The organism is Microbacterium ulmi (assembly GCF_011759705.1).
Lineage (GTDB): Bacteria > Actinomycetota > Actinomycetes > Actinomycetales > Microbacteriaceae > Microbacterium > Microbacterium ulmi.
This window is the reverse complement of the sequence record NZ_JAAOZF010000002.1, coordinates 13,104-28,690: the sequence shown is the minus strand read 5'-3', so window position 1 is coordinate 28,690 and position 15,587 is coordinate 13,104. Positions and strand designations below refer to the sequence as shown.

Here is a 15,587-nt window from a genome sequence, read left to right as displayed (position 1 = left end):
CGCACTCGCGTGTGGCCGCCGCCCCCTGAACCGGCGACACTCGTATGACGGTGCGAACGCCGAGAACGTCACGAATGCGTCCGCCACCCCTGCGGCGCGGCAGGAACCGCCTCCGCGAGAAGCCTGGGTAGCTCCGTACGCCGAGCACGGTCCGATCACAGAGGACACCGGGGATGACCGTGCGCTGGGCCTGGTCGACTTCTCGATCTTCCCGCGCCTGGAGAACCCGCGGGCCTGCCGCACAGCGCCATGTGGGCCGCGAGGCAGTGGGCCGATGAGCTGGGCGGGCCGGCCTACGCCCTCGACGACCAGTCGGCGATCACCGCAGTCGGCGGGGCCCACGAGGTTGTCTCCGAGGGCCACTGGGAGCGCCTTGCCTCGCCGATCGACGGCTGCAGGCTCCCACACCCTTCACGCGAACGTTTCGCGGGCGGGCGCGGACTGCCGCAGCGGCGGCCGTCGCGCCCGCGCAGTCGACAACACCGAGCACCTCGCGGGAAGCGGCGTGGGAGCAACGACGCAGATCCTCCGCCACGATCAGCCTTGACATGCAAGTCTTGGCTTGCCTATCGTGGTCGCGTGGGAGACCTCTACCAGGCGCTGGCCGATCCGACCCGGAGGCTCATCCTCGACGAGCTGACGGAGCGGGACGGACAGAGTCTGTTCGAGCTCTGCGGCCGGCTGGTCATGCAGCACGGCATCACATCGAGCAGGCAGGCGATCTCCCAGCACCTCGCGGTCCTGGAGGATGCGGGTCTCGTCGGATCACGCCGCTCGGGGCGGACGAAGCTCCACCATCTGCACACGCAGCCGCTGCGCGCCATCGCCGAGCGCTGGCCCGCCGAACCGAAGGAACGACGCATGGGCATCCGCATCAACGTGACGAGTGTGTTCGTCGACGACCAAGCCAAGGCACTCGCCTTCTACACCGAACAGCTCGGCTTCCTGCCCAAGACCGACGTGCCCGTGGGCGAGTTCCGGTGGCTCACCGTCGTCAGCCCGGACGAGCCCGACGGCACCGAGCTCCTGCTCGAACCCGACCAGCACCCGGCCGCGAAGGCGTACAAGGCGGCGCTCGTCGCCGACGGCATCCCTGCCGCGTCGTTCGCCGTCGATGATGTCGCGGCGTCGCACGCCGGGCTTGCCGCGAAGGGCGTCCGCTTCACGCAGGAGCCGACGACGATGGGGCCGGTCGTCACCGCCGTACTCGATGACACCTGCGGCAATCTGATCCAGCTCACGAGCGCCGCGTGAAGAACGACGGGGCCACGAAGCCGGCAGAGCCGTCTCCACCGATGCCCTCCTGCACGAGGCGGCCCGACAGTTGAGACCATCGTGCGGGAACGCACACGGCGTTCGAGCGCTCGCTGGTGGCTGAGGGCGATGCGTTCCAGCACGCTGTCTGGGACATCGTGGCGGGCATCCCGCGCGGTGAGACGACGACGTACGGCCCCCCACCGGAGGCGCCGGAGGCCTCACGTGCATGCGGGCTCTGCTGGAACTCGAAGAGCCAGCTCAGCTCCGCGCTGGACGACTGTTCTGAATGAATCTGGCGGGCGATCTCACGTTTGAGACCGCGAGTACGTCTTCACTGGGATGGACATGAAACAGCCGTTCGAGAGGGTCGTCGCGCAGCATGGCACAACTGTGCTGCGCGTCTGCCGCGTCATCCTCGGCCCGCATGACGCAGACGACGCCTGGTCAGAGACCTTCCTCTCCGCGCTGCGTGCCTATCCGGACCTGCCTGAGACGGCGAACGTGGAGGCGTGGCTTGTGACGATCGCGCATCGCAAGGCGATCGACGTGGTCCGCGCGGCGAAGCGCAATCCTCTGTCTGTTGAGCACGTGCCGGAAGCACCGACGACGCTGGGCATACCCGGCTCCGGCGACTCTGACCTCTGGGCCGCCGTGGGCGGGCTCCCCAGCAAACAACGCCAAGCCATCGCATACCGCTATGTGGCGGGGCTGTCTTACGCCGAGATCGCGGAGATCCTCGGCGGCACCGTCGAAGCGGCGCGAAGAGCCGCCGCCGACGGGCTCAAGAATCTCAGGAAGAGCTATCCGGGCGCGATCACGAAAGGAGCAACATCATGACCGGCATCCGAAGCGATGACGACGTGACCGCCCTGCTGTCGACGCCCGTGGACGCCGAGATCCTCAGCCGGCTCCACCGCCGCCTGGAGCAGGAGGCCGAGCAGGCCGAGCTGGTCGACGTCGCCTACACCACCATCGACTCGCCTCTCGGGAAGCTGCTGTTGGCAGCCACCCCCAAAGGCTTGGTCCGCGTGGCCTACGCCAGCGAGGACCACGACAGGGTGCTCGAGACTCTCAGCCGGAAGCTCAGCCCCCGCATCCTGCGTGTCCCGAAGCGGCTGGATGTCGTGGCCCGCGAGCTCGACGAGTACTTCGCCAAGCACCGCCGGAGCTTCGATGTCGACCTCGACCTGTCCCTGTCTCGCGGCTTCCGACAGCTCGTGCAGACGCACCTGCCGGAGATCGGCTACGGACAGACCCGCAGCTACCGCGACATGGCCGAACTCGTCGGCAACCCCAAGGCGGTCCGCGCCGTCGGCACCGCCTGCGCGACCAACCCTCTGCCGATCGTCGTGCCCTGCCACCGGGTGCTGCGCACCGACGGCACGCTCGGCGGCTACATCGGCGGGCGTGAAGCCAAGACCGCCCTCCTGAACCTGGAAGCGGCAGCGTGAGTGCCGAGGCACCGGATACGTCCTGGCCGCGGTGCTCGGCTGGTTCGTGAATCCGATCGCGGGAGTCATCGTCGGCGGCCTCATTGATCGCGCCGTCACGAACGCTCTGCAGCGCTCGTCGACCCCCGAGCGTGGGAGGAAATCACTGCGATCTCCCCTCACGATATAGACGCGCCGTTCATTTACTGATTAAATGCACTAATCGTTCATTAAAGGACGGTGGTCAACGAGAGGACATCCACCATGAACAGAACTTCCAGCACCGGCCGTGTCGCCCTGGTGACCGGCGGGTCGGGCGGCATCGGCAAGGCCGTGGTCGAACGCCTCGTCGAGGACGGCTTCGCCGTCGCGGTCCACTACGCCGGCAACGCCGCCAAGGCCGAGGCGATCGTCGCCGAGATCGCCGGCAAGGGCGGTCAGGCCATCGCGGTCGGCGGTGACGTGGCCGACGAGGCCGCCATGGCGGCGGCCTTCGAAGCCACCACGGCTGCGTTCGGCGGCATCGACGTGCTCGTCAACACCGCCGGCATCATGCTCCTCAGCCCGATCGCGACCCTCGATCTGGCCGATCTGGACCGGATGCACCGCACGAACATCCGCGGCACCTTCGTCGTCTCCCAGCTGGCCGCCAACCGGTTGCGTGCCGGCGGCGCGATCATCAACTTCTCCACCACCGTCACCAAGACGTCCTTCCCCGGCTACGGCGCGTACGTCGCCTCCAAGGCCGCGGTCGAGGGCATCACCCTCATCCTGGCCCGCGAGCTGCGCGGCCGGGACATCACCGTCAATGCCGTCGCGCCCGGTCCCACCGCGACCCCGCTGTTCCTCGATGGCAAGGACGAGGCCACCATCGCGAGCCTCTCGAAGGCCGCCCCGCTGGAGCGCCTCGGCCAGCCCGAGGACATCGCCGAGACCGTCGCGTTCCTCGCCGGCCCGGCCCGCTGGGTCAACGGCCAGGTCATCTACGCCAACGGCGGACTCGCCTGAGCGCCGCCCGCTCTCATCGAGAACAGGTGAACATCATGGGTACCACCACGAATCAGATCGTCGTCGTCACCGGGGCATCCAGCGGCTTCGGCGCACTGACCGCCCGAGCTCTGGCTAAGTCCGGCAACACCGTCCACGCCGGGATGCGCGAGACCACCGGTCGCAACGCTCCGCAGGTGCAGGCCGCCGCCGACTTCTCGAAGGAGAACGGCGTGGACTTGCGCGCGATCGAGATGGATGTCAACAGTCCGGAGTCCGTCGACGCCGCGATCGCACAGATCGAGGTCGAGAGCGGCCGCATCGACGTGCTGATCCACAACGCCGGCCACATGGTGGTGGGCCCGGCCGAGGCGTTCACGCCCGAGCAGCTCGCCGAGCTCTACAACGTCAACGTCCTGTCCACGCAGCGGGTCAACCGCGCCGCCTTGCCGGGCATGCGCCGCCGCGGCGCCGGCCTGGTGCTGTGGGTGTCCAGCTCAAGCGTGAAGGGCGGCACCCCGCCGTACCTCTCGCCGTACTTCGCGGCGAAGGCCGGCATGGACTCGCTCGCGATCTCGTATGCCGCGGAGCTCGCCCGCTGGGGCGTGGAGACCACGATCGTGGTCCCCGGCTCCTTCACCTCCGGCACCAACCACTTCGCCCATTCCGGCCGCCCCGCGGACCGCACGGTCGAGGCGGAGTACGAGACGAAGTACGCCGGCCTCATGGATCAGGTCTCGGGAAAGCTCGCAGCGCTGGCCCCCGAGGGCGCGGACGCCTCGATGGTCTCAGACGAGATCGTCCGGATCGTCGCGCTGCCCGCCGGCGAACGCCCCTACCGCGTGCACATCGATCCGGCCGACGACGGCTCGAAGGAGGTCTCAGAGGTCGCCGACCGGATCCGCGCCGAGTTCCTCACCCGCGTCGACCTCGCCGACCTCCTGCACGTCGCCTAGTGGTGCTGCACTCATGACCATCCAGCTGCCTGCCGCCATCCGCACCTTCATCGACGCGACCAACCGCGGCGACTCCGACGCCTTCGTGGCGGCGTTCGCCTCCGACGCCCACCTGGACGACTGGGGTCGCGGCTTCGACGGCCACGCCGGCATCCGCTCCTGGGACCGCACCGACAACATCGGCAAGCGCGCGCACTTCGAGCTCGTCGACGCGACCCACGGCGAGACCCCCGGGAGCTACGTCGTGACGCTCACCGTGACCGGCGACGGTTACAACGGCACGGGTCCCATGCGCTTCGAGCTGCGCGACGGGCTGATCGCCCGCCTGCTCATCAGCTGAGGCGAACGTCCCACTCGAATAGGCTGATCAGAAGTCGACAGGAGTCCCCGCCGTGCCCCGCACACCGAAGCCCGCGACCGAGGTCACGCCGCAGGCGTCGCTGCGCCGCGGCCGCGGCCGTCGCCCCGCCGACGAGGTGCGCGCGGACGTGCTGAGCGCCGTCGGCGAGCTGCTGCTGGCGGAAGGGCTCACAGACTTCACGATCGAACGGGTCGCCCGCCTCTCCGGAGTCAGCAAGACCACCATTTACAAGTGGTGGCCGTCTCGCGGGGCGCTCGCTCTCGACGGCTACTTTCACGCCGTCGAGCCCACCCTCGCCTTCCCAGACACCGGCGACATTCGAGCCGATCTGACCTCGCAGCTCCATGCCTTCGGACGCCTCGTGGGCGAGACCCCGGCCGGTCGGCTGCTCGCCGAGCTGATCGGGGCCGCCCAGACCGATGCCGAGCTCGCCGCCGCGTATCGCGCGCTGTACTCCTTCGAGCGTCGCCACATCGCGGTCGCGCGGATGCAGCGGGCCCAGGCATCCGGACAGCTCCGGGCCGATGTCGACCCCCAGGTTGTCGTCGACCAACTCTGGGGCGCGGTCTATCATCGCCTGCTGATCCCCGACGAGCCGATCACGACGACGTTCATCGACGCGCTGCTGGACAACCTGCTCGACGGCATCCTCACGGTCGGACACTGAGCCAGACGGCTGCCCCGATGCGGACGGGCGGTCCTTTGCGAGGCGTACGCCCTCTCCGAGCTGACTCATCGTCGCGATCTACGCGCCTGCGCTCCCCCACGTCTTCTGGCTGTCACCACGCCGCAAGGCAGGCCGGTGGCGCTCATCCACGGAAAGGTCGAGCACGTGTCGCTCGAGGAGAACCAGGCCACTGTCGGCCGCCGGTTCACGGAGTTCTGGGGCAATCCCTTCGACGCCGACATCATCGACGAGCTCGCCGCCCCGGACATCCAGTTCCACTACTCGCTGCACGAGCCCAGGCAGGGGCCTTGACAGTGAAGCTCGCTGCCGTCGACGTACGCGAAAGCTCGTCGACGGGTCCTCTGGTGGGACACCGATCGCAGCACGGACGTGGTTGTGCCAAGTGTCAAGGCGTACCCGCAGCCTCACATGAGGCGGTTGCAGACATGAGCGCGACCACCGAACGGCGACCACCAGCTCCGACGGCTGAGGGCGCCGAGGCCCTTGGCCTCATCAGGACGCGAGCGCGGTCAAAGTGATGGCATCGCGGTGACGTGGTCCCGCTTCACCGACTGAGAAGTCCCGGGAACCCTCAAGTTCCCGGGACCCTTTCGTCGGGATGACAGGATTTGAACCTGCGACCCCCTGACCCCCAGTCAGGTGCGCTACCAAGCTGCGCCACATCCCGATGTCTTCGCTGCTGAGTCAGTCGCGCGGACAACTCCCCCATCCTACCCGCTCGGGGAGGCGCCCGCGAACTGAGACGCCCCGCCGAGGAACATCGCATCCCTTCCGTGTGTCGGAGGGGCCGCGTAGCGTCTGCTCATGCCGACGATCACGATCGAGCCCGCGACGCCTGACCGCTTCGACGATGCCGAGCACGCCCTGACGGGCGGCGGCGACGGGCGCAGCTGTCAATGCCAGTGGTGGATCCTCACGAACGCGCAGTGGCAGACCACGACGCGCGAAGAACGCGAGGCCCTCCTGCACGACGAGATCCGGACGGGGCCGCCGCCCGCGCTCATCGCCTACGTCGACGGCGAGCCCGCGGGCTGGGTGCGCATCGGTCCCCGAACCGCGCAGGTGAGACTCTCGCGCACGAAGAACTTCACGACGACCTCCGAAGAGCCGTGGGACGACCCCGACGTGTGGGCCGTCTCGTGCTTCGTCGTTCGCAAAGAGCACCGAGGGCTCGGGCTCAACGCCGTGCTGCTGGATGCCGCGGTCCGGCGTGCGAAGGAGGCGGGGGCGCGCGTCGTCGAGGCGTACCCGATCGACCCTGCGGCGGGACGCAAGAAGTCCGCGAACGAGCTGTACCACGGCGTGCTGTCGACGTTCCAGGACGCGGGATTCCGCGAGGTCGGCCGTCCCCGCCCCGACCTCGCCGTCGTCTCGCTCGCGCTGACTTGACAACCACGGTCCCGCCGAACCGACAACCCTGGTCCTTCCGAACCGAGCGGTCCCGCCTCACCGACAACCGCGGTCCCGCCGAACCGAGCGGTCCCGCCTCACCGACAACCGCGGTCCCGCCGAACCGACAACCGCGGCCGCGGGCTGACTACCCCCGCGCCCTGGCCCACGGCACCGCTCGCGCGTGGCCGAGCGCGGCCCCCGCTGGCGGGAAGAGAGCGCGCGCTGAGGTGCCGACCGCGCGCAAGCCGACCGAGGACACGCCCTCCCGCCGCCGACCTGAGACGGGCCGCCGCGCGCGACCGCCTACGATGGATCCGCCCGAACCCACGCCGACACGAAGGAGTGCCGTGCACGCGACATCCGCTCCCGCCCGCGACAGCGACACCGTCCCCGCGCTCGCGCGCTCCTGGTGGTGGGGCCTTGCGCTCTATGCCGTCGTCTCCGCGGTCCACATCGGGGCGCTCGCTGCCGGCGCAGCCGACGTGAGCGGGCCGACCAAGCTCGCCCTCATGCCCGCCCTCGCGCTCGCGGTCGTCTGGGCGGCGCGCGGCGCGCGATGGCGGCCGGCCCACACGCTCCTCGTCGCCGCGATCGTCCTGTCGTGGCTCGGCGACGGCGCTCACACGTTCTTCCCGTTCCTCGACGACGAGCTGCCCGCGATGCTGCTGTGCTTCGGGCTCGCACACATCGCGTACATCGTGCTGTTCCAGCGGCATCTCGCCGTGCGGCGGATGCCGTGGTGGGCGCTCGTCTACGCCGCGTGGTGGATCGCGCTCATCGCGATCCTCTGGCCGCACCTGGGCGGACTCGCGATCGCGGTGGCCGTCTACGGCCTCGTCCTCGGCGGCACGGCCGCGAGCTCGACGCGCTGCCACCCGCTCGTCGTGTGGGGCGGGGCGCTGTTCCTCGCGTCGGACTCGATTCTCGCGTTCCTCATCTTCACGCCCGACGCCATGCCCGTCTGGGCCGATCCTCTCGTCATGCTGACGTACTGCGCCGGTCAGGGGCTCATCGCGACCGGCGCCGTCATAGCGCTACGACGAGCAGCCCGATGACGAGCGCCTCCGCCCGCGTCGACGCCTGGCTGTGGGCGGTCCGCGTCTACAAGACGCGGTCGGCAGCGACAGCCGCATGCCGCGCGGGACATGTACGCGTCAACGGCGAGCGTGCGAAGGCCGCTCAGCCCGTCCACCCAGGAGACGAGCTGCGCGTGCGGATATCCGGGTTCGACCGGATCCTCGTCGTCAGGGCGCCCATCTCGAAGCGCGTCGGCGCAGAGCCCGCCGCTGCCGCCCTCGAGGATCGCACGCCGCCCCGCGATCCTGTCCCGGTCCTCGCCAAGCGCGACCGCGGAGCCGGGCGCCCCACCAAGCGCGAGCGCCGCGAGATCGACCGTCTGCGCGGTCGCGACGCCGTCTCCGGAGACGACGAGCCCTAGAACAGATCGAGCAGCCAGCGTGCCCCGCGGACGTCGGCTCCGGCATCCGTCGCCCGCGTCGCAAGCGCGCGGTCGCTCGTCACGACCGTCACGACGCGGCCCTCCGCCACGATCCGTGCGGCCTCCGCGACGATCGCGTCGTCCCCGGATGCCGCGGCCCGCACCATCCCGATGCCCGAGACCTCCTCCGCCCCGCGACCCTCGCCTTCGACGACGGCGGTCCACTCGGGGAACCACACGTCCTCGGGAAGGTCGAGCGCCGACGCCGGGATCCCGCTCGCGACGAGCCCCGACATCCGTCCGAGCAGGCGCGTCGCCGCGGCCGCTCGGTCGCGCCACCATCCGTCGGGCACCGCCCCGACGACGTTCGCGACGTCGACGACGACGGCCGGCCGCACGGAGAGAAGCGCACGCAGCCGGTCCCAGGAGTCGGCGAAGCCCGGATGCAGCGCACGCGCCGCGACGGCATCCGCGGGCACCCACGCCAGCTCTCTGCTCTCGGGGTCGCTGATCGTCGGCTCGAACGGCGTGACGACGTCGCCGACGAGGGTCGTGTAGGTCCAGTACCCGAGATCCAGGATGCTGAGCAGCCGCGGGCGGATCGCGGCATCCGGCACCCCCGCCTCCTCCTGCGCCTCGCGCAGCGCGCCGTCGCATGCCGACTCGCCCTCGTGGCGCGCGCCGCCCGGCAGACCCCACGTGTCGCCGTGATGGCTCCAGGCGACGCGGTGCTGCAGGAGGACACCGCGCGCGGGATCGTACGCGAGCAGCCCGGCGGCGCCGAACCGGCCCCAGTACCGCTCCCCCGAGGGGGCGACCACCCACGCATCGCCCGGATCGCGCGGGCCGAACGGACGCCGCGGCTCGCCGGGAACGGGAGGCTCGATCGTCACACGTCCAGCCTGTCACACGGCGCGGGCCACGCACCCCCGATCGGACCGAGCCGGATGACGCGACGACTCGGCAGACTGGGACGGTGGACTACGAGCTCGACGACGACCCCGCCCGGATCCAGTGCGACATCGTCTGGGGATGGCTCTCGACGGCTGCCTACTGGGGCCGCTGGCGCGAGCGCGCCGACCTCGATCGGCAGCTCGACGGCGCCTGGCGCGTCGTCGGCGCCTATCGCGTCGACACGGGCGAGCAGGTCGCGTTCGCGCGGGCGGTCTCGGACGGCGTCGCGTTCGCGTACCTCGCCGATGTCTTCGTGCTGCCCGCGCACCAGGGCGCGGGGCTCGGCAAGCGCCTCATCGCACGGATGATCGACGACGGCCCGGGCCGCGACTTCCGCTGGACGCTCTTCACGAAGGACGCGCACGGCCTCTACGAGCAGTTCGGCTTCGTCGTTCCGGACGAGACGGCGATGGTGCGACCCGCGGCATCCCGCATGCGATGAGAACGCCCGCGGCCCGCATGCGATGAGAACGCCGGGCGCCGGGGCAGGACGTCAGCGCTGCTTGCGCTCGCGCACCCGCATGTTGACGACGATCGGCGTGCCCTCGAACCCGTACAGCTCGCGCAGGCGCCGCTGGATGAAGCGGCGGTACCCGGGGTCGAGGAATCCCGTCGTGAACAGCACGAACGTCGGCGGGCGCGTCGAGGCCTGCGTCCCGAACAGGATGCGCGGCTGCTTGCCGCCCCGCACCGGGTGGGGGTGCTCCGCGACGAGCTCCGAAAGGAACGCGTTGAACTTGCCGGTGGGGATGCGCTGATCCCACGACGTGAGCGCCGTCTCGAGCGCCGGCACGAGCCTCTCGAGGTGCCGGCCCGTTCGGGCGGAGATGTTGACGCGCGGCGCCCATGTGACGTGCGCGAGGTCCTGCTCGATCTCTCGCTCGAGGTACCGGCGACGATCGATGTTCTCCATGTCGTCGTCGTTCAGGCGATCCCACTTGTTGTAGGCGATGACGAGCGCGCGGCCGGACTCGAGCACGAGGTCGATGATGTTGAGGTCCTGCACGCTCACGGGCTGGGTCACATCCAGGACGACGACCGCCACCTCCGCCTTCTCGAGCGCGGCGGACGTGCGCAGCGACGCGTAGAAGTCGGCGCCCTGCTGCAGGTGCACGCGACGACGGATGCCGGCGGTGTCGACGAAGCGCCACAGCCTGCCGCCGAGCTCGACGAGCTCGTCGACGGGGTCGCGTGTCGTGCCGGCGAGCTCGTTGACGACGACGCGCTCTTCGCCCGCCGCCTTGTTCAGCAGCGAGGACTTGCCGACGTTCGGACGACCCAGGATCGCGACGCGACGCGGACCGCTCACCTCCTGCTTCCCCATGGCGGAGACGTCCGGCAGCACCTTGACGACCTCGTCGAGGAGGTCCGCGACGCCTCTGCCGTGGATCGCCGAGACGGGATGCGGCTCGCCCAGGCCGAGATTCCACAGGGCTGCGGCCTCAGGCTCCTGGCGCGCGTCGTCGATCTTGTTCGCGACGAGGAAGACGGGCTTGCGGCTCTTGCGCAGAAGCCGCACGACGTGCTCGTCCGTCGAGGTGGCCCCGACCATGGCGTCGACGACGAAGAGCACGACGTCGGCGAGATCGATCGCCACCTCCGCCTGAGCCGCTACCGACCGATCGATCCCGCGAGCGTCGGGCTCCCACCCGCCCGTGTCGACGAGCGAGAAGCGGCGCTCCATCCACTCCGCCTTGTACGTCACACGGTCGCGCGTCACACCGGGGGTGTCCTCCACGACCGCCTCTCGGCGGCCGAGGATCCGGTTCACGAGCGCCGACTTGCCGACGTTCGGGCGTCCCACGATCGCGACGACCGGCAGCGCCGGCAGGTACTCGACGCCGTCCTCGCCGAGGGTCACGCCCGCCAGGAGCGCGGCATCCTCGTCCTCGAGCTCGTAGTCGGAGAGCGAGGCGCGGAGCGCTTCGGCCCGCTGCTCGGCGAGCTCCTCGTCGAGATCGGCCAGCTTGTCGGCGAGCTGATCGGGCCCGCCTTCGTATTCCTCGTCGGCGCTCAAGATGCGCTCCTGTCTGTGTCGAGCGCGGACCGGACGACGTCGAGGACGGCGTCCACGGTCTGCGCGAAGTCGAGCTCCGTCGAGTCGACGACGACGACCCCCGGCGCTGCCGTGAGGAAGTCGACGACGGTCGAGTCGGATGCGTCGCGCTTGTGGAGGGCAGCGGCGACGGATGCCGCATCCTGCGTCGTGAGCTCATTGCTGCGGCGCGCGGCCCGTACGTCGGGTGCGGCCGTCAGCAGGATCCGCACGGGCGCGTCCGGGGCGACGACGGTCGTGATGTCGCGTCCTTCCACGACGACGCCCGGGCGCCCCGACTCCGCGACGAGGCCGCGGAACAGCGCGTTGACCGTTCGGCGCACGACCGGCACGCGCGCGACTCCGCTGACGGCGTCGGAGATGCGCGGCTCGCGGATCGCGTCGGTCACGTCGGTCGTGCCGACGCGGACCCAGTACTCGTCGGGGTCGAGCGAGATCGCGTAGTCGAAGTCGCCCGCGACGTCGATCACGGCGGACGAGTCCGACGTGTCGGCGCCGTGCTGGAGCGCGTGCCACGCGAGCGCCCGGTAGGCGGCGCCCGTGTCGAGATACCCGTAGCCCAGGCGCCGGGCGGCCTCTTTCGAGACGCTCGACTTGCCGCTGCCGGCGGGTCCGTCGATCGCGACGACGACGGGCGCATCCGCCGCCGCAGCCGCCGAGCTCGTCGAAGGGTCAGTCATTGACACTCGCAATCCTCCAGCCTCGGGCTTCGAGCCCGTCGATCGCGCGCCGCACGGCACTGGGCACGACGCTGATCTCGGCGAGGCCGAACTGTGCGCCGGGCGAGTGCTCGAGCCGCAGGTCTTCCACGTTCACCTCGAGCTCCCCGAGCTCCCCGAACAGGCGCCCGAGCTGCCCGGCCGTGTCGTCGACCATGACGACGATCGTCTCGAACCGGCGGTTCTGGCCGTGCTTGCCGGGGAGCCGCTCGACCCCGTCGTTCCCGCGGCGGATGGTGTCGGCGACGGCGCGGCGCGCGCCGGGAGCGTCGGGCGCACGCAGCGCGTCGGCGACGGACGAGAGGTCGGCGGCGAGCGCTTCCAGCACATCGACGACGGGCTCCGCGTTCGCGCCGAGGATCTGCACCCACAGCTCGGGGGCGGATGCCGCGATCCGCGTCGTGTCGCGCACGCCCTGTCCCGCGAGGCGCAGCGAACCGTCCGGCGCGTCGACGAAGCGTCCGGCGAGCAGGCTCGCGACGAGCTGCGGAACGTGCGAGACGAGGGCGACCGCGCGGTCGTGCTCGTCGGGCGTCATCTCGATCGGAGTCGCGCCGAGGTCGAGCGCGAGCCCCTCGACGAGCGCGAGGTCTGCCGCGGACGTCTCCTCGTCCCGGCACACGACCCAGGGCCGGCCGACGAAGATGTCGGCTCGCGCCGCGATCGCGCCTCCCCGCTCGCGTCCCGCGAGCGGGTGCGAGCCGATGTACCTGGCGAGGTCGACGCCGCGCTCGCGCAGAGCGCGGACGGGCTCCGACTTGACGCTCGCGACATCCGTCACGACGGCGTTCGGGAACGACGCGAGCTCGCGCTCGATGACGTCGGCCGTGACATCCGGCGGCACGGCCACGACGACAAGCGTCGGATCGTCGTCGTCGCGCGCACGACGGCCGGCGCCGTAGTCGACGGCGAGGCGCAGCTGCGCGGGCGACGAGTCGGCGAGAGCGACGTCGACGCCCTCGGCCGTGAGCGCGTGACCGATGCTGGCGCCGAGGAGCCCCGCGCCCACGATCCGCACGGTGCCGCGCACGCGCGCCGCACGGGCGCGCGTGATCAACGTGTCGCTCACTCGGTCTCCTGCTCCCCCGACGGGACCCCCGCCTGACGCGCGAGAGTCAGCAGCGCGCCGCGTTCCACTGTAGTCAACTCGCGGGCCCGGCCCGCTGGGAGGCCTCCCAGGTGAAGAGGCCCGAACTGCCGTCGGACGAGCTCGACGACGGGATGCCCCACCTCCGCCATCATCCGCCGCACGATGCGGTTGCGGCCGGAGTGCAGGGTCAGCTCGACGAGGGACCCGCCCCCGGCGTCCGAGCTGGACAGCAGCCGCGCCTTGTCGGCCGCGATCGGCCCGTCCTCGAGGTCGACGCCCTTCGTGAGCCTCGCGATGGTCTGCGGCGTCACGCGTCCATCGACCTTCGCGATGTACACCTTCGTGACGCCGAACGACGGGTGCGCCAGGACGTGCGCGAGCTCGCCGTCGTTCGTGAGGACGAGCAGGCCGCTCGTGTCGGCGTCGAGGCGGCCGACGTTGTAGAGCCGCTCCGCCCACTCCTTCGTGAAGCGCCGCAGATCGGGTCGCCCGCGGTCGTCGTTCATGGAGCTCACGACGCCCGTGGGCTTGTTGAGCATGACGTAGCGCTTCGACTGGTCGAGCTGGATCGCCGTGCCGTCGACGTCGACGAGGTCGACGGCGGGGTCGATGCGCGATCCCAGCTCGGTCACGACGACGCCGTTGACCCGGACGCGTCCCTCGACGATGAGCTGCTCCGACACGCGCCGGGACGCGACGCCCGCGTTGGCGAGAACCTTCTGCAGCCGGATGCCCTCGGCCTCCGGTGACTCGGTCATCGCACGACCTCCGCGTCGAATCCGTCGGCGCCGTCGTCGAGCAGCGGCGAGATGTGGGGCAGCTCGTCGAGCGAGTTGATGCCGAGGTTCACGAGAAGCGCGTCCGTCGTCGCATAGTGGATCGCGCCGGTCTCGGCATCCGTGAACGCCTCCTGGATGAGTCCGCGCGAGAGGAGCGTCCTGACGACGGAGTCGACGTTCACGGCGCGGATCGACGCGACCTGCCCGCGCGTCACGGGCTGCTTGTACGCGATGACGGCGAGCGTCTCGAGCGCCGCCTGCGACAGCCGGGACGGCGCCTGCGTGTTGACGAACTCGCTCACGAGACCGTCGTGCTCGGCGCGGACATAGAGCCGCCAGCCGCCGCCGACCTCGCGCAGCTCGAAGCCGCGTCGCGGCCCGCCGGTGAGACCGTCGTAGTCCTCCACGAGTCCTTCGATCGCCTGGCGCACGGCCGCGACGGGCGCGTCGACGGCGGTGGCGAGGCTCACGAGGCTCTGCGGCTCCTCGACCACCAGCAGGATCGCCTCGAGCCTGCGAGCGACGGATGCCGCGTCGTGCCGGCGTGGCGCCGGCTCGCCGCGCTCCGCGGCTGAGCTCGTCGGATCGTCATCGGTCATAGTCTGCCCCCAGGGTCGCGAGGTTCTCGTCGGACCACCGCTCGGCGGTCCAGCGCAGGGTGAGCTCTCCGAGCGGCTCGAGCTGCTCGAAGGACAGGGCGGCGTGGCGGTAGAGCTCGAGCACCGACAGGAAGCGGGCGACGACGACGCCGGACTGCGTCACGCCCGCGACGAGCTCCCGGAAGTTCATGGCGCCGGCATCCCGCAGCAGGGTCACCACGATCGCCGCCTGCTCGCGGATGCTCACGAGCGGCGCGTGCAGATGGTCGAGGCCGACGTGGGGGATCTCCCTCGGCGTCATCGCGAGCAGAGCCAGCGCCGCGAAGTCGTCGGCGTTGAGCGTCCAGACGAGCTCGGGAACGGCGTTGCGGTATTTCTCGTCGAGGCGGACGGCGCGAGTGTGACGCCTGTCCTCGGCCTGCAGCCGCCCAGCGAACCACGTCGAGACCTCTTTGAACGCGCGGTACTGCAGCAGGCGCGCGAACAGGAGGTCGCGCGCCTCGAGGAGCGCGACGGACTCGGCGTCGACGAGCTCGCCCTGCGGCAGGAGCCCCGCGACCTTCATGTCCAGGAGCGTCGCCGCGACGACGAGGAACTCGGATGCCTGCTCGATCTCCTCGTCCACGTCGAGCACGCGCAGATAGGCGATGAACTCCTCCGTGACCTTCGAGAGCGAGACCTCGGTGATGTCGAGCTCATGCTTCGACAGGAGCGTGAGCAGGAGGTCGAACGGCCCGTCGAACACACCGAGCGAGACGCGGAAGCCGCCCTCGGCCGCTGCGGCATCCGTCGCGGAGTCGACGACCTGGTCGCCCGGCGGATCGGGCGACGGCACGGCATCCCCGGGCGCCGCCCCAGGCGACGGCACGGCATCCCCCGCA

General features: G+C 70.6%; 19 protein-coding genes, 1 tRNA gene and 1 pseudogene. 13 read left to right on the top strand and 8 right to left on the bottom strand.

Annotated features, from left to right (window positions below; genetic code table 11):
- Positions 1-249 precede the first annotated feature (249 nt).
- The 9 genes and pseudogenes from FHS08_RS17165 to FHS08_RS12650 all read left to right on the top strand — a co-directional run.
- A pseudogene (locus FHS08_RS17165) lies at positions 250-750 on the top strand (hypothetical protein); the annotation flags it as partial.
- Positions 751-861: 111 nt separating this feature from the next.
- Complete coding sequence (locus FHS08_RS12690) at positions 862-1,254, top strand: VOC family protein (RefSeq protein WP_208382591.1); 393 nt, start codon at positions 862-864, stop codon at positions 1,252-1,254.
- 342 nt (positions 1,255-1,596) lie between these two features.
- Complete coding sequence (locus FHS08_RS12680; protein WP_208382552.1) at positions 1,597-2,094, top strand: RNA polymerase sigma factor; 498 nt, start codon at positions 1,597-1,599, stop codon at positions 2,092-2,094.
- Complete coding sequence (locus FHS08_RS12675; RefSeq protein WP_167039953.1) at positions 2,091-2,708, top strand: methylated-DNA--[protein]-cysteine S-methyltransferase; 618 nt, start codon at positions 2,091-2,093, stop codon at positions 2,706-2,708. The genes FHS08_RS12680 and FHS08_RS12675 overlap by 4 nt, the downstream gene beginning before the upstream one ends.
- A gap of 243 nt (positions 2,709-2,951) precedes the next feature.
- Positions 2,952-3,695: an SDR family oxidoreductase gene (locus FHS08_RS12670; protein WP_167039951.1), complete on the top strand. Its 744-nt coding sequence runs from the start codon at positions 2,952-2,954 to the stop codon at positions 3,693-3,695.
- A gap of 35 nt (positions 3,696-3,730) precedes the next feature.
- A complete protein-coding gene (locus FHS08_RS12665) occupies positions 3,731-4,630 on the top strand; it encodes an SDR family oxidoreductase (protein WP_167039949.1) in 900 nt (299 codons plus the stop codon).
- Between the two features lie 13 nt (positions 4,631-4,643).
- A complete protein-coding gene (locus tag FHS08_RS12660) occupies positions 4,644-4,970 on the top strand; it encodes a nuclear transport factor 2 family protein (protein ID WP_167039947.1) in 327 nt (108 codons plus the stop codon).
- Between the two features lie 52 nt (positions 4,971-5,022).
- Positions 5,023-5,658 carry a TetR-like C-terminal domain-containing protein gene (locus FHS08_RS12655; RefSeq protein ID WP_341800412.1) on the top strand — a complete coding sequence of 212 codons (636 nt, stop codon included), beginning with the start codon at positions 5,023-5,025 and terminating at the stop codon, positions 5,656-5,658.
- Between the two features lie 135 nt (positions 5,659-5,793).
- Complete coding sequence (locus FHS08_RS12650; protein ID WP_208382551.1) at positions 5,794-5,970, top strand: nuclear transport factor 2 family protein; 177 nt, start codon at positions 5,794-5,796, stop codon at positions 5,968-5,970.
- Positions 5,971-6,272: 302 nt separating this feature from the next.
- Here the strand turns inward: FHS08_RS12650 and FHS08_RS12645 are convergent.
- Positions 6,273-6,346 (bottom strand) — tRNA-Pro (locus FHS08_RS12645).
- 137 nt (positions 6,347-6,483) lie between these two features.
- On the opposite strand from FHS08_RS12645, the gene FHS08_RS12640 reads away from it, so the two are divergent.
- The 3 genes from FHS08_RS12640 (at position 6,484) to FHS08_RS12630 (ending at position 8,509) form a co-directional block, all read left to right on the top strand.
- The gene (locus FHS08_RS12640) at positions 6,484-7,068 is read left to right on the top strand and encodes a GNAT family N-acetyltransferase (RefSeq protein ID WP_167039945.1); all 585 of its coding nucleotides are present in this window, start codon (positions 6,484-6,486) and stop codon (positions 7,066-7,068) included.
- A 350-nt stretch (positions 7,069-7,418) separates the two neighbouring features.
- Positions 7,419-8,126, top strand: a complete 708-nt coding sequence (locus tag FHS08_RS12635; protein WP_341800411.1) for a lysoplasmalogenase — start codon at positions 7,419-7,421, stop codon at positions 8,124-8,126.
- Complete coding sequence (locus FHS08_RS12630; RefSeq protein WP_167039941.1) at positions 8,123-8,509, top strand: RNA-binding S4 domain-containing protein; 387 nt, start codon at positions 8,123-8,125, stop codon at positions 8,507-8,509. The genes FHS08_RS12635 and FHS08_RS12630 overlap by 4 nt, the downstream gene beginning before the upstream one ends.
- Here FHS08_RS12630 and FHS08_RS12625 read toward each other — a convergent pair.
- Positions 8,506-9,402, bottom strand: coding sequence for an NUDIX domain-containing protein (locus tag FHS08_RS12625; protein ID WP_167039939.1), 897 nt, complete (start codon positions 9,400-9,402; stop codon positions 8,506-8,508). The two genes, FHS08_RS12630 and FHS08_RS12625, sit on opposite strands and share 4 nt — an antisense overlap.
- An 83-nt stretch (positions 9,403-9,485) precedes the next feature.
- Between FHS08_RS12625 and FHS08_RS17320 the strand changes: the two genes are divergently transcribed.
- Positions 9,486-9,905: a GNAT family N-acetyltransferase gene (locus FHS08_RS17320; protein ID WP_167039937.1), complete on the top strand. Its 420-nt coding sequence runs from the start codon at positions 9,486-9,488 to the stop codon at positions 9,903-9,905.
- A gap of 51 nt (positions 9,906-9,956) precedes the next feature.
- On the opposite strand, the gene der is transcribed toward FHS08_RS17320, so the two are convergent.
- The 6 genes from der to FHS08_RS12590 are packed head-to-tail and all read right to left on the bottom strand — an operon-like array spanning position 9,957 to position 15,541.
- Positions 9,957-11,480 (bottom strand): ribosome biogenesis GTPase Der, encoded by a 1,524-nt coding sequence (gene der / locus FHS08_RS12615; RefSeq protein WP_167039935.1) that lies wholly within the window; start codon positions 11,478-11,480, stop codon positions 9,957-9,959.
- The gene (gene cmk, locus FHS08_RS12610) at positions 11,477-12,199 is read right to left on the bottom strand and encodes a (d)CMP kinase (protein WP_167039933.1); all 723 of its coding nucleotides are present in this window, start codon (positions 12,197-12,199) and stop codon (positions 11,477-11,479) included. Before cmk ends, der begins: the two co-directional genes overlap by 4 nt.
- A complete protein-coding gene (locus tag FHS08_RS12605) occupies positions 12,192-13,307 on the bottom strand; it encodes a prephenate dehydrogenase (RefSeq protein ID WP_167039931.1) in 1,116 nt (371 codons plus the stop codon). Before FHS08_RS12605 ends, cmk begins: the two co-directional genes overlap by 8 nt.
- Positions 13,304-14,086 carry a pseudouridine synthase gene (locus FHS08_RS12600; RefSeq protein WP_167039929.1) on the bottom strand — a complete coding sequence of 261 codons (783 nt, stop codon included), beginning with the start codon at positions 14,084-14,086 and terminating at the stop codon, positions 13,304-13,306. Before FHS08_RS12600 ends, FHS08_RS12605 begins: the two co-directional genes overlap by 4 nt.
- Complete coding sequence (gene scpB / locus FHS08_RS12595; protein WP_167039927.1) at positions 14,083-14,706, bottom strand: SMC-Scp complex subunit ScpB; 624 nt, start codon at positions 14,704-14,706, stop codon at positions 14,083-14,085. Before scpB ends, FHS08_RS12600 begins: the two co-directional genes overlap by 4 nt.
- Positions 14,696-15,541 carry a segregation/condensation protein A gene (locus FHS08_RS12590; RefSeq protein WP_167041730.1) on the bottom strand — a complete coding sequence of 282 codons (846 nt, stop codon included), beginning with the start codon at positions 15,539-15,541 and terminating at the stop codon, positions 14,696-14,698. Before FHS08_RS12590 ends, scpB begins: the two co-directional genes overlap by 11 nt.
- Positions 15,542-15,587 lie beyond the last annotated feature (46 nt).

Excerpts from the sequence above, each read along its gene's own strand:
- FHS08_RS12670 (WP_167039951.1), top strand. The coding sequence starts at position 2,952 with ATGAACAGAACTTCCAGCACCGGCCGTGTCGCCCTGGTGACCGGCGGG.
- FHS08_RS12640 (WP_167039945.1), top strand. The coding sequence starts at position 6,484 with ATGCCGACGATCACGATCGAGCCCGCGACGCCTGACCGCTTCGACGAT.
- cmk (WP_167039933.1), bottom strand. The coding sequence starts at position 12,199 with ATGACTGACCCTTCGACGAGCTCGGCGGCTGCGGCGGCGGATGCGCCC.
- FHS08_RS12660 (WP_167039947.1), top strand. The coding sequence starts at position 4,644 with ATGACCATCCAGCTGCCTGCCGCCATCCGCACCTTCATCGACGCGACC.
- FHS08_RS12600 (WP_167039929.1), bottom strand. The coding sequence starts at position 14,086 with ATGACCGAGTCACCGGAGGCCGAGGGCATCCGGCTGCAGAAGGTTCTC.
- FHS08_RS12665 (WP_167039949.1), top strand. The coding sequence starts at position 3,731 with ATGGGTACCACCACGAATCAGATCGTCGTCGTCACCGGGGCATCCAGC.
- FHS08_RS12675 (WP_167039953.1), top strand. The coding sequence starts at position 2,091 with ATGACCGGCATCCGAAGCGATGACGACGTGACCGCCCTGCTGTCGACG.
- FHS08_RS12680 (WP_208382552.1), top strand. The coding sequence starts at position 1,597 with ATGGACATGAAACAGCCGTTCGAGAGGGTCGTCGCGCAGCATGGCACA.
- FHS08_RS12690 (WP_208382591.1), top strand. The coding sequence starts at position 862 with ATGGGCATCCGCATCAACGTGACGAGTGTGTTCGTCGACGACCAAGCC.
- scpB (WP_167039927.1), bottom strand. The coding sequence starts at position 14,706 with ATGACCGATGACGATCCGACGAGCTCAGCCGCGGAGCGCGGCGAGCCG.
- FHS08_RS12630 (WP_167039941.1), top strand. The coding sequence starts at position 8,123 with ATGACGAGCGCCTCCGCCCGCGTCGACGCCTGGCTGTGGGCGGTCCGC.